This is a genomic window from Sphingobacterium sp. UBA7855, assembly GCA_002500745.1.
Lineage (GTDB): Bacteria > Bacteroidota > Bacteroidia > Sphingobacteriales > Sphingobacteriaceae > Sphingobacterium.
Map to the genome: position 1 here is coordinate 59,090 of DLST01000015.1, position 13,484 is coordinate 72,573.

10 protein-coding genes are annotated in these 13,484 nt (G+C 40.0%); 5 read left to right on the forward strand and 5 right to left on the reverse strand.

What is annotated here, in order from left to right:
- Positions 1 to 69: 69 nt before the first annotated feature.
- Positions 70 to 1,326 carry a tyrosine-type recombinase/integrase gene (locus B2107_RS12805; RefSeq protein WP_293956050.1) on the forward strand — a complete coding sequence of 419 codons (1,257 nt, stop codon included), beginning with the start codon at positions 70 to 72 and terminating at the stop codon, positions 1,324 to 1,326.
- A 31-nt stretch (positions 1,327 to 1,357) separates the two neighbouring features.
- Here the strand turns inward: B2107_RS12805 and B2107_RS12810 are convergent, their stop codons facing one another.
- From B2107_RS12810 to B2107_RS12825, 4 genes are all read right to left on the reverse strand, one after another.
- Positions 1,358 to 2,548 (reverse strand): C1 family peptidase, encoded by a 1,191-nt coding sequence (locus tag B2107_RS12810; RefSeq protein ID WP_293956051.1) that lies wholly within the window; start codon positions 2,546 to 2,548, stop codon positions 1,358 to 1,360.
- Entirely contained in the window at positions 2,545 to 3,687 is a 1,143-nt protein-coding gene (locus B2107_RS12815; protein ID WP_293956052.1) for an acyltransferase family protein, read from the reverse strand. Before B2107_RS12815 ends, B2107_RS12810 begins: the two co-directional genes overlap by 4 nt.
- Positions 3,688 to 3,794: 107 nt before the next feature.
- Positions 3,795 to 4,877: an endonuclease/exonuclease/phosphatase family protein gene (locus tag B2107_RS12820; RefSeq protein ID WP_293956053.1), complete on the reverse strand. Its 1,083-nt coding sequence runs from the start codon at positions 4,875 to 4,877 to the stop codon at positions 3,795 to 3,797.
- A 95-nt stretch (positions 4,878 to 4,972) separates the two neighbouring features.
- Positions 4,973 to 6,046 carry a mechanosensitive ion channel family protein gene (locus tag B2107_RS12825; protein ID WP_293956054.1) on the reverse strand — a complete coding sequence of 358 codons (1,074 nt, stop codon included), beginning with the start codon at positions 6,044 to 6,046 and terminating at the stop codon, positions 4,973 to 4,975.
- A gap of 801 nt (positions 6,047 to 6,847) precedes the next feature.
- Between B2107_RS12825 and gldL the strand changes: the two genes are divergently transcribed.
- The 4 genes from gldL (at position 6,848) to B2107_RS12845 (ending at position 12,036) form a co-directional block, all read left to right on the forward strand.
- Positions 6,848 to 7,660 carry a gliding motility protein GldL gene (gldL, locus tag B2107_RS12830; RefSeq protein ID WP_293956055.1) on the forward strand — a complete coding sequence of 271 codons (813 nt, stop codon included), beginning with the start codon at positions 6,848 to 6,850 and terminating at the stop codon, positions 7,658 to 7,660.
- Positions 7,661 to 7,690: 30 nt separating this feature from the next.
- Positions 7,691 to 9,226, forward strand: coding sequence for a gliding motility protein GldM (gene gldM / locus B2107_RS12835; protein ID WP_293956056.1), 1,536 nt, complete (start codon positions 7,691 to 7,693; stop codon positions 9,224 to 9,226).
- 702 nt (positions 9,227 to 9,928) lie between these two features.
- Positions 9,929 to 10,120: a hypothetical protein gene (locus B2107_RS12840; RefSeq protein WP_293956057.1), complete on the forward strand. Its 192-nt coding sequence runs from the start codon at positions 9,929 to 9,931 to the stop codon at positions 10,118 to 10,120.
- Between the two features lie 41 nt (positions 10,121 to 10,161).
- Positions 10,162 to 12,036, forward strand: a complete 1,875-nt coding sequence (locus B2107_RS12845; RefSeq protein ID WP_293956058.1) for a hypothetical protein — start codon at positions 10,162 to 10,164, stop codon at positions 12,034 to 12,036.
- Between the two features lie 126 nt (positions 12,037 to 12,162).
- On the opposite strand, the gene B2107_RS12850 is transcribed toward B2107_RS12845, so the two are convergent.
- The gene (locus B2107_RS12850; RefSeq protein ID WP_293956059.1) at positions 12,163 to 13,254 is read right to left on the reverse strand and encodes a PAS domain-containing sensor histidine kinase; all 1,092 of its coding nucleotides are present in this window, start codon (positions 13,252 to 13,254) and stop codon (positions 12,163 to 12,165) included.
- Positions 13,255 to 13,484: the final 230 nt, after the last annotated feature.

The window sequence follows — 13,484 nt, forward strand, 5'->3', positions numbered from 1 at the left end:
TAGTCTGAATTAGACTAATCTGTATAATCTAGTATCTTTATGCTCAGACAATAGCAAAAAGTTTACCTCATGATTTTTAATTTTACTTTATTGAATCCTACTTCAATATCTTTCATCTACCTTGCATTTGTTGACGAGCAACAACAGCAATTCTTGATTAAAACTCCTTTAAAAATTATTCCATCTCAATGGGATCAAGAAAAGCAAAGGCCCATCAATATCTATTTAAAGAAATTTAAAAAGCTAAATACAAAGCTCGATGCGCTAAAAATTACAATAGCATCATATATTGCTGACTTAAAGCTTAATAAAAAGGAATTTTCACTACGGGCAATCAACCGATTGGTCAAAAAATGCTGCACAGACTCAGAACTTACACTTCCAGCAGGAGGACTGCTACAAAGTGTAGACAATTTTATCAAAAGCCGAATACACCTGATTACCCCAACCACGCACAAACGATACCTGGTTTTCTTCCGCTTATTAAAACGCTTTGAAGGCTATCAGAAGAAATATCTTATGCTGGAGCAAGTGAATAGCACATTTGTACAGCAATTTATTGCATATGGCGAAGCGGAAAACTATAGTATAAGTACGATCCACCGCACAATTCACTTCGTACGAACAGTACTTAATTTTCTGGAGAAAAGAGGGGTCAGAACATTTGTTTATGAGTTAGAACTTCCCAAGGTCCGGAAAATAAACCGTGCCATAAGCCTTAATGAAGACGAAATTAGTACCATAAAAAATGTAGACGTACCAGCTCATCTAAAAGCCGCTAAAGACTGGCTGATAATTAGCTGCTACACAGGGCAACGCGTATCTGATTTTATGAATTTCAATCTCGATATGATGGAAATTCTAGATGGCAAGCCCTGCTTATCCTTTACCCAGCAAAAAACACAGAAAAGCATCTTACTCCCACTACACCCAACTGCATTAATTATTATGTCAAATAATGGGCACAGCTTCCCTCACAAAATGACTGCCCAAAAATATAATGAACAAATCAAGGAAGTCACTCGCCTAGCAGGCATTACTACATTGGTAAAAGTTAGAAAGCGCAAAGGGTTTCGCGCCTCAGATCAGCTTATCCCAAAATGTGAGGCCATTACCAGCCATATTGGGCGAAGAAGTTTTGCCACAAACTTTTATGGTAAAATTCCGACGGCCTTACTAATGGATGCAACAGGACATAGTACAGAGCAGATGTTTCAGCGCTACATCAGTAATGTTGATACGGAACGCACGCGCTCCCTAGGCACTTACCTGGAAAGCATGTACCAAAATCGAAGCAGGACAAAAGAACAGCAGTTGAGCAGTTAGATTCAACAAATAATCTGGGAAAACCATACGCTTATCTATTCAGCTGATCACCAACTGATTTTTTTAGCGACGTCTCAAGGGCATCTTGATGAACCATTAAGGCTGTACTTTTATAGCATAAATATTCTTTCGTGAGATATATAAATCCCCGGAAGGCATTGCCCCTGCCCCAAGAATTCTTAGCCAAATAGTACTCTCTCCCATTTTGATCTTTAGCTAAGCCTATAATATGTAGCGCATGATCGTCTGTTGTTTCCCATGCATCAAATGCCTCTTGGCGCATCAAGGGGTCAACTTTGCGCTCGGCTTGCGGCCGCACAAATTGATACCTCTTTTCTTCCGTTGTCATCATCGACGCTGACTTCTGAGGGACATAAGCGATACCATAAGGCCAGGAAAAACCAGGCTCCGAAATATCGATTGTACACGCTACCGTAAAACCTTTTTTTAAAGCCCCATCAACGACAGCGGTAAGTTCTTTCATAGGTATATTATAAAATTGACTGAAAGACCAATTGTCGGGAATCAAAAAAACAAAAGATTTATAGTAAGGAGCCGTGGTAACGGAGGCAATATGGATATATTGATCCGGATCAATGCCTATAAACTCATCAGCAAAGCTACGCGCTGTATATATTTTACCCTGGTAGTCAAAATGATCAGGCACTTTCCCCAGATAGTCGTCCATCACAGCCTCGATATCGCGCTCCCAACTGCTTTTCAGGACTCTTGCCTTTACCATACCAGACAGTATGCTGTTCAAAATAGCGCGCATGTGTTTAAAATTACCCGGGCGATTCCCCGCTTTAACGCCAGTATAAACAGCCGTCGGCATCGCCCCATGCAGGCGCAACATGTCTATCACATCATGAAGCTGCCCACCCTCATTTAATTTTAATCCACCATGCAGGCGGAGGTAATTCCGCGCCCGTTCCAGATAGGCCATCCGGACCGTATACAACGGCGAAATCGCCATAGGAGTTTTACCCATTCGGATCATTTCTGATTCAAGAAAGGAGTTCCCAGTATAAGACCAACAGGTATTGGAAGCACCTTGGTTCTTCACTGCTGTACATTCTAACCGGATCAAATCAGTAAAGACAAATTCTGACCGCCGCAGCGTCGAACTATGCGGATAATAAAATCGGTAAAAAAGTCCAATACTTACCAAAATAGAAAATGTGACGGCCAAGAGGATCCGAGTTTTCCGCTTTTTCATCATAATCTACCTCCACATATAAAAGCTGTAAAGGTGGGCAATAACCTTCTTAAAACCCAAAAAAACAGCAAGCCCAACAGAATAACACAGGCTGGACAAACGAAATATATAAACAGCATCATAACATCCGTTTGCGGCTTAAGCCAACTAAACAAAAATTTGATGATAAATACCAATGGCAAACGGTGATAAGCAAATATAAAAAAACTTGCACTAACCAAAAAGTGATTTGGACACCAGCTACCCTTTTCAATAAAGTAGCCCGTCACAGCTACCGCAGATATCAAACCCAACAATACATTGGTACAATACAAATAGCTCCACCCACCCTTTCCAAATCCATAAAACGCTGCTACGATCAATAGCATATAACATAGCAAAGGCCAGGGTAAAAAGGACTTGAAGATAAGCACAAAGTTCTTATTATATAAACTAAAATAAGCCCCTGCTGAAAAGAAAAAAAAGGATACACTGCTCCATCCTGGCAGGTAAAAATAGGGATTCAAAACCCACACTACCCCAGTTATCAGCACGGCAAATATACCCAACTTTCTAATTACAAAGTAAATGATCGGGGATAGCAGTACAACCACCATCAGATCACGAATAAACCAAAATGGCGAATTGATAGGTAAATTTTTTGCTGCCTGCCCATGCACATGGGAAGTGTCCCACAAAGACCAAAGCCAATCGGCGACACTGTACTGAACTATAGGCTTATTGGAGCCCGACAATAGTTCCCCAAAAAAGGTTTGTGCAAAAAAGAAAAAAAGTAATACCAACAAATTCCAAAAAATATATGGAATCAGCAAACTATTTATCCGCTTTCTTAACTTATTAAAATAATCCAAAAACGAAAAAGACTCCGTACCATAAAAAAAAAGGAAACCAGAGATAAAAAAGAAAAGTGGCACACATACCTCAAACACAAGCTTCGAAAAGAGAAAAAAAACCTGTGCAAAAACAGCAAATTGACCAATGTCAACCTGTCTCGCGCCTTGAATGATAATATTTGAAAAATCCGTATGAATAAAAACCACTCCAACAATCAGCGGAAAACGTAAAAAATCAATAGTATTCGACAAGAGCTGTTCTGACGTCAAATAACCTAAAGTCGAAGGGTGAGAATGTTCTCTTTCCATGAATTGGATTCGGTTGTCTTGATTATTACCGTAAATTAAACATTTTCAGGCAAATTTCCTTCTTTTTTTTTCATTATAAGAAACCTCGTCCCAAATTTCTGCTTTGATTATTCCTTATCAGAATTTCGATTATCGCTTTCCTCAAGCTTACCAGCAGCAATCATTTCATTCACATCAGACATGTCCCCCATTTCCAAATGTTCGATCGCCTCAGCCTGCTCTTCTGAGTAGTGGTCAATAAAGAATGTACAACCTATTGGAAAATGATCAGAGCCTATAGACGGATACGTAAACAGTTTATCAATAAACACAGTTGGGCTATGGAATAAAAGATCCAACGGCACTCTGAAAAACCAATAATTCGCATGGAAGGTCGATAGTATACCCCTGCCGATACGGGCGTCGATTAATTTACTTGTTTTTTTAAATAGGAGCGAAGACTTTGCCCAAGCCACGTTATTAAAATCTCCAGTAACAACGACGGGCACTTTATAATCAGTTACGCGCTTTGCGACACTGAGCAGATCGCCATCACGCTCTTTGCTATTTTCTTCTTCTGTTGGACTTGGTGGCGGTGGATGAACAGCAAAAAAAACAAACCGATGCCCATCAGGAGTTTCCAGTTCGGCCTCGATACTCGGAATATCATCAGCTACAAAATAATGCACCTGACTTTTATTGATTTTCAGATTAGTATAAAAATGCATGCCATAGGTATTGTCTAATGTTACCTTCTCATAATTAGGGTAATCCTTTTCCAATACACGCAAGGCTCTTTCCCATCCAGCATCACTTTCCATGGTCAAAAAAATATGAGGCCTCTCTTTCTGAATCAGCTCGATAAAGCGATTATACGCTGTATTGAATTGCAGTATATTACAAGAGATTACCTTAATGCTATCTGATGCACCATCACCCTTTTGATACGTTTCTCTGCGCCAAAATTTGGTATAGCGAATCAATATATAGCTATGGTATACAATCATAGTGAACTGTATACCCTGAAGCCACCAAATCCAAGGATCATCGCCTACCAAATAAAAACCCAGCGTAACGGTGGGCACCTGAAAGACCAATAACTGCAATTTGACGAACTCAGCTACCCGAAAGACCCAGTGTTGGCTTTGGACAAAGGGTAATACACTCAGTATAATCAATATACTCGAGACTAAAATATAGAAAATCAGCATATCGCTAGGGCTAACATTTTCAACAAACTTAAACAAATTATACAGATTTCATCAAATGATTGTATTCGATTGGTTTTAGACCGTTAAAAATCGTTTTACACCTTCTCCTCATAGTCTACCCTCGTTTTAGATAACGCGTGCGGGAAATTTGTATGGATATATGCAATCATTTCCTCTCGGATATAACAGCGGAGGTCAAAAGCCTGACCCGAATTGCGGCAGCTCATCAGACACCGAATTTCCATGGTACGCTCTTTAAGATCAGTCACCTGAAGCACATTGACCTGACCATCCCAAAGCGGATGCCCGGAAAGTAGTGTGGTAAATTTCTCACGTAAGAGCTGTACAGGTACCGTAAAATCTGTATAGATAAATACTGTTCCCAATATTTCAGAAGTAGTCCGCGTCCAGTTCTGAAAAGGCTTCTCAATGAAATAAGTAATGGGCAATACCAAGCGGCGCTTATCCCATATATTCACAACCACATAGGTCAGGTTAATTTCTTCAACACGCCCCCACTCTCCTTCAACCACCAATACATCATCCATGCGAATGGGCTGCGTAAAAGCGATCTGAAAGCCTGCGAGCAAATTCCCGAGCGACTTCTGTGCTGCAAACCCAATAATGATACCGCCCACACCTACGCCTGTCAACAAACCCGCGCCAATCTTTTGCATACTATCAAAACTTAGCAGAATAATTGCCAAAGAAATCACAATAATCAGCGTAACAACCACCTTTCGGATAAAGACGATCTGAGTTCTGATCTTCCTTTCACGCAAATTATTCTCCTTGTTGATATCAAAACGATGGTAAAGATAATCTTCAAAAACCTTGATCCCTTGTATCAATACTAGTGCAAAGAAACTGACCAGTAAAAGTTCATTAGTCTTGCTAACAACACGTAGCGTCCTTTCGTTAAATTGAGCAAACGGCAGCAAACTGTTAAATAAAATCAGAGGTATAAAAACACTCAGAATACGGTTAAATCGTTTGACAAAGGAACGGAATACACTGTAAGACTCCTGCTGAATCGCTTGCCTTCGCAAAAGCGGTATAAAAATCAGCTTTATCAAAAAACCGACCAAAAATGAAATTAGAATTAATGCAATATTCCATAGCCATGAAGGCCATTGCTGTGAAAGTTGGATTAATGTTTCGTTCATCATGCTTTCTTATCTGTGTATACGTTTTGTTCCTATAAAAGAATAACTGTTAAGAAGGGCTAACGTTTGCATTATTTTAATAAAGATAGAAGGAAACATGAGTTAGAATACATTTCCATATTGCCACAAACCGTATTTCAAAATCGATCTTTACATAGGAATCGTACTATTAAACGATTATAAAAACAAAAAAAATGACAAAAAAAATGACAAAAAAAATTAAAACTACTTTTTAAAGCACAAAAAAACTAGTATAATCTAATAAAATCATGAAAAAATCCATAAAAATTCAATAAAAAATCATCTTTGTTTGGTATAAATCGTTTTTAAAAGCATTAAAAACATTATAAATATCAAAAAGAAACAAAAATTTCTTAAAAATTTTAAAATAAAAACAAAAAAAGCTATATTTACAACACCTTAATAGGTTTATAATTGGTTATTTAAAGGTTTTCATCTCCCCGATTGAAAACCTTTTTTGTTTTTCCCATATTTTACGCTCATACCATACAACACAAAATTAGATTTAGAGAGAAAACCCAATTGGTATGATACACAGTCCAATAATATGATTAACAATCCCACCATCATATCTAAATTCTCAGCTATCCAAAAACATGACCATTGTTAATAACCTTTTGGTATGTTTTTTGAGCCTAAACAGCCTATTGCAAGGCAACTAACAAAATATGTACATCAGCATGCGATCTACTATAGAAAACACAGATACCGTTTATTGATGATGGAAATAAACTAGCACAATAAACTTTCCAAGAAAAATTAAACCAAAACATAGAGATAACAATGAGCAAGAAAAAAGACAATTCTAGATGGCTGAATGTGGCCATATCCTGGGGAGCGAGTATCGTCATCATCGGGGTACTATTTAAAATTCTACATATCGGCGGCACCACAGCCAATTATATGATCGGAATCGGTTTAGGGGTAGAAGCCTTCCTTTTCTTTTTAATGGGGTTCAATCCGCCGCCACCGGAACCAGACTGGACCCGTGTCTATCCTGAATTGGACGAAAAATTTAATGGTGAACTGCCACAAAGAGCGAAAACTGTTGTCGCCCAGCCGGCCGGCCCCTCAGCAACTGCAGCTTTAGACAAAATGTTTGCCGATGCCAATATCGAACCAGCAAGCATCGAAAATCTAGGCCGAGGCCTACGTGACTTTAGTGAAAAGGTATCTGCCATAAATAAGCTTTCCGATGTCTCATTAGCAACAGAAGAATTCACCAATAAGCTGCGAACAGCGACTTCCAAGTTTGACAACCTGAGCATCGCCTTCGAAAAAGCCTCCGAAAACCTTGTCGCGATGTCAAATACTTCAGGCGATACGTCCAACTACCACCAGCAGGTAAAGAGTTTGACAACAAATCTAAGCCAGCTGAATGAGATGTACGAACGCGAATTGCGCGATTCGGCATCCCATTTACAATCGATGAACAAGTTTTATGAGAATCTGAGCTTTACCATGCAAAACTTCAACGAATCGCTGGATGATTCCAAAGCATTTAAAGATGAAGTGGGCAAGCTTGCTAAAAACCTGAATGCCTTGAATGCCATCTACGGCAATATGCTGAGCGCGATGAATCAGCCGCGTGTGTAATTAATTCATGTATTACTTAAATCAAAAACAATGGCATTAGGAAGAGAAACTCCAAGACAAAGGATGATAGGCATCCTCTATCTGGTCTTGCTCGCCTTATTGGCGCTCAATGTACCAGACTCCATCTTGGATGCATTCAAAAATATCAACAACAGTCTCGAAACATCCAAATCGAATGTCAGCACAGCAGTACAGCAGCTGTTCACTGCATTTGAAAATACCAAGCTGAAAGAAGAGCCCGCACGTGCGAAGCCCATCTATGACAAGGCAAAAAAAGCTCAGGCAATTATCGGCGAACTCAACCAGTATATAGCCTCTCTAAAAGAAGAATTTGTCAAACAGGGCGGTGGATATGACGAAGAAAAAGGCGATCTAGCACAGCGTGAAAATGAAGACATCTCCCCAAATCTCATGATCAATGAGAAAAAAGGCACCGTATTAAAAGATAAAATCAATGCTACGCGCACAAAATTACTGGCCCTACTCACACCCGAAGAACAAAAGATGGTATCATTCTCTTTAGAGGCAAAAGATCCAGAAAAAGCCGTTAATGGCAAAAAATCATGGGAGGAAATCAATTTCGGTAGCGGCACCCCTTTAACCGCTGCGATGACCATTTTAACGAAAATACAAACAGACGCGCAGAATGCAGAATCTGATGTAGTTAAACTTATCTTGGGCAAAATGGATCAGGCGGTGGTCAATCTAGATAAATTTGCAGCAGTTGCTGTTGCCCCAACATCCTACTTAGTACAGGGCCAGCCCTACAAAGCAGAAGTATTTCTGACAGCATCCGATTCCAAATCTCAACCCGCAATCTCGGTCAATGGATCAGCACTTCAAGTAGTTGATGGAAAAGGGGTATATGCAGTCAATACCAGCCGTGAAGGAATCTATACCTGGACCGGCGTGATCAAAGTCAAACAGACCGACGGATCATATAAAGAATATCGCACCCCTGTACAGACCTATCAAGTAGCACGTCCTTCGGCCGTTGTATCACCCGACAAGATGAATGTACTCTATATTGGTGTAAATAATCCTATTTCGGTATCAGCCCCAGGAACGCCAGCCGATAAAATCCGTGTCAGCATGAGCGGAGGCAGCATTTCAAGTGCCGGTGGCGGCAAATACAATGTGAAGGTAAGCGCTCCGGGCACAGCACATATTTCCGTCTCTGCTGAGGTAGCACCTGGAAAAACACAGACATTGAGTTCGACCGAATTCCGTGTGAAACGCATCCCAGACCCTATTGCCAAATTTGCGGGCAAAACAGGTGGATCCATGGCTACCGTGGCGCTTAAAGCACAAAATGCACTGTTCGCGAAATTGGATAACTTTGACTTCGACGCTACCTTCAGGGTGACCAAGTTTACGATGATCATTGCCAAACCACGGGCTGATGCCATCGTATTATCGACATCCGGAGGGCAGCTGAGTTCGAGCATGTCTTCGGCACTAAATGGAATTGTACCGGGCACCCGCGTAATCTTCGACAATATCGTTGCAGTAGGTCCTGACGGAACATCCCGCCAGCTCAATGCTGTCGCTTTAACGGCAAATTAATAGAGCCGTACAACGAAGCTAAAGCCCAGCTTTATTGAACTGGGCTTTACTTTATACTAATTTAAACAGCAAGCCAAGATTTATACCATCCTAGCCCTCTTTTTTGGGCTCTTGCCCATCTGGAGACCTAATTACTACCCCGTTATCTACAAGCAGTTTAATCTCAAGTCCAACAGACTTCTTACCAACGCCCCCAGTACGAAATACAGTCATCCACGCAAAAACAAAATTGGCTTGCAGCGATGATTAAATAGACTGTACAGCAGTATATATCAACACAGTGCTTCACCAATTCATGTACATAAGCAAAAAAATAATTTTACTGCCTGTTATTCTTTACTTTCTGTAGTGGACAAGCTACATCGTTCCGGTGTGATCGTTGCTCTTTAGTAAAACCAATTTCCATTGATAGAAATAAGATGTCTTATAAAGGAAAATGTCCAAAAAAAAAACTAGTCTCTTAATAAAATAATCGGTCTTCCTAAGTATAAAAACCATTTTCACGATTTAGCACTGTTGCTCAATCATTTTTTTTCTAAAAATGAAAAGTTCCTTATGGGGTCGCCATATTGACCAGCATATCTCTTTTGATCAACTTTGAAATGGATTAAATAATATATTTTTTAATCATTAGCATCGTAAAATCCGAGTGATAATAACTGAATAAATAGCATTATTAAACAAGCAATTAAAATCGTAAAAATGGAAGAAACAAAAAGACTGAGGACAACCTATGTACCTCCAAAAATCACTTTACTGACAATAGCGATGGAACAAGGGATCGCGAAAAGCTCAGCTATACTTAGGCCGGGCGATGTCTATCACCCAGATCAGCCCATTACCCAAGACTGGAATGATAAGGGAGTCTCTGGTAGCAAAGATTTCGATATGTAAAATTACTCGACGTTTTTATAAAATAGATTGGAAAGTATATAATGAATTCAGCGATAAAAAAAACAAAGAAATTAATATGGCCTTTGATAGTCTTAGGCATTTGTTCTGCAATGTTGGGGTCTTGTTCAAAACGTGATCAAGCAGAGGTTTCAGAAAAAGGAGAAACAACATTGATATTTCAAATCGATGGAATCGATGAGGGTACTGTAGCAGTTGCAAAACTGGGGGTACCTATAGGTAAAACGAATGAAACGGCGTTGCATCCTGTTGCACTCGATAAAGAAAAATTAGTCACTACACCAACTGTAGATGCACTGGTTAGCATGGAAGTCATAAAGACACAAGGAATGTCCGCAAAAAAAGCTGTAGTTAGGGATGCTGTCGATACGCTAAATAAAACTGCGGTTGCTCCGAAAGCTGCATTAACGTTAATGCCAAGTGGAATTAAATATCGTTTGATGGTTTATGATCAAACAAGTACGACATTGATAAAAGATGTCGAAGCGGTGTCGGGTACTAATCCCAATATTCAGGTCGACGGGGGAACGACCTACCGATGGATCGCAGTGTCGATTAATGAAGCAACCCTTCCAACAATCAGCAACAATACCATCTCAGCAGCCGCACTGGCCAATAAGGATGTGATATATGCGTCTGGCGTTATTACAGCTACTAAAGGACAAAATTACTTAAACATCACATTTCAACGTAAAACGACCCGATTGGATGTAGATATCGATTCGAGAGGGATATTTGGTGGAATCACCAATTTCGAATCACTAGACATAGGAACAGGTACTGGAGCGAACTTCACTAGTTTAATCCGCTCTGCAAATTTAAATATCCTGACCGGAACATGGTCTGGTCATACCGCAGTTACTCCAACAGCCAATGTAAGTCATATAACCAATAAAAATACTGCTACGGACAACTTTGTAAAAACATTATCTGTTTATACGGTAATTCCTACGGGCACAACCATTGCGGCTAATAGTTTAACCTTAAAGCCGATTTTTCAAATTGCAATGGATCCCCATGTACATTTTCTACCTACCAATACCAATGTGAAAACAAGAACGTATGGGGACAATAATACCTATCTAACTTTTAACAATGCGAGTTTCATGCCATTAGCAGGAGATCAATATCGGCTTGCAGCCCGTATGATAGAATCTCCTCTTCGGGTTGCAGGAATTTCCTGGGCACGGGCAGATCTATATTACGATTCGCGATCTGGAGCATTAGACCGCTATAAGTTTAGGCCAGATGCAGGTTCCATTCATTGGATAGATAATAGTAACGCAATGGATACGGAGAAAAACGGCTATTGGAATTGGATGTCGTTAACGCCAACTGGAACACCGGGGTCCGGTGATCCCTGTGCATTGGTTTATCCTGCCGGACTATGGCGAATGCCAAATTTGGATGAGATGACAACGCTTGCAAATCGAAAGAGTTCCCTCTATCAATGGGCCGTTACCAAGGAACAAAATTATATCAATTCAATCTATGGTTATAGCGGCGCAAATCAAATGTGGGCGCTAGATGAACTACAGTCAGCTTCCTATGGTAAGTTTAACGATTATTCGGATCATTTTATGCTGATGTTTAATGGTTACAGAAATTTAAACGGCGCACTTGCAAGCTCTAGAATGACATTATATCATAAGGTTAAGGCAACGTCAACAGGTGGGAACAGAGACGTATATGTATATATGTATTATCTTACTTCAGCTGAAAATGGAAACTTGGGACGTGTTCTATCACAAAGAGCTACCGTGTCTTACTTTGATAGTGTCACCCCTGATCTACCTTGGCAACATTCTTCAACGAAATTGGTTTCGTTAACTACAAGAGAGGTTGCCTCGCTAAATAAATTACAGGGATTCAACGTCCGCTGTGTACGAGCACAATAACGCAGCACAAAAATAGCGTTTCCTCTTATTTGGGGAGATGTTTCTAGCTGCAGTCGGCTAGAAACATCTTCCTTCCTAAAACAAATAAAATCTCAACATTCAACAAACAGCTGAAACATACATCCATTAATGCGTTGGAAAAAACAAGCGAATAACCGTTCCCTTACCTGGCTTACTGGAGAGATTAACAGTACCGTTCAAACGCTCCATCAACTCCTTTACCAATGAAAGCCCTATTCCCGATCCCTGCGCTTCAACAGTGTTGCTCGCACGCTCATGCGCTTTAAATACAAGCTCCAAATCTTCTTCCGGAATACCAATCCCATTATCTTCCAAATAATAGACAGTCCCTTTGCTCGTATTTTCACTATAGATAGCAAGATAATCCTGCTCTGTCTGCTTGGCGTATTTTACAGCATTAACAATCAAATTAAAAAAAATCTGATACACCACACCACAGTCTGCTTCCAGCTGGAGGAGATTCCCCAATCTAAACGCCAACTGCGATTCGGGGTAAATAAGCTTAGCTTCAGCAATCCATTCGACAAGTTTTTTATCCATCTCGATACATTCCCTAATGGGATTGACAGCACGTATTTTATTGATCTGCAGAGTTTGGTTAATGATAGACTGAATATTCTCTATCGCACCGCGCATATTTTCATACCATTTTTGCTGAACATGTTCCGGTAAACTGATATCCTTTTGACGCAACATATCGTTTCCCATCTTCAAAATAGACAATGGATTTTTTAAATCATGGGAAAGCGTATTGGACAAGAGATCCAATTTTCTATTGAAAGAGATTTGCTCCTTTTGGCTCTCCGCTTTCTCATAGGCAAGCTTTCTTTCGGTAACATCCCACGACGAGTGTAGTATAGCATAGGTATTTCCCTTCTCGTCCAGCAATGCTTTATACTCGAAATCAAAGTATCGTCTGATAATATTTTTGCCGGATACGATATCAGCTGGTGTATCCTTGGCCCGATAGCTAATTCCGGTTTTCCAAACATTTTTTAAAATAGATGAAAATCCTTCTTTTTCAAAACTGGGAAAGCAAGCACTTAAAGTACGTCCTATAATCGAGCTGTCTGCATGCCAAGTACGCAGCATCGCCTGATTGGCAAAGGCAATATTCAAGTCCGCACTATCATAGATAGCCGTAGCTAGCGGAGACTGCTCCAGTACCGAAAGCAAAAGGTGCTCATCAAAAGGCATAAACAAAAATTTAGTTTTCGTGTATCAATAAATATATGGGAATTCTAAACAAATTTACGCAACAGAAATAATGCCATTATTGCACTCCTTTACACAAAGAAAAATTAAAAAATAGCTGTAAAAAACGCATATACCAGTATCCTAACAAATTAGCCGCGCGCGCGGCCTGAGACAAATCAACAAAAGATTGAATGGATTGATATTGCGCATTCGCCGAAATTAGCAGTATT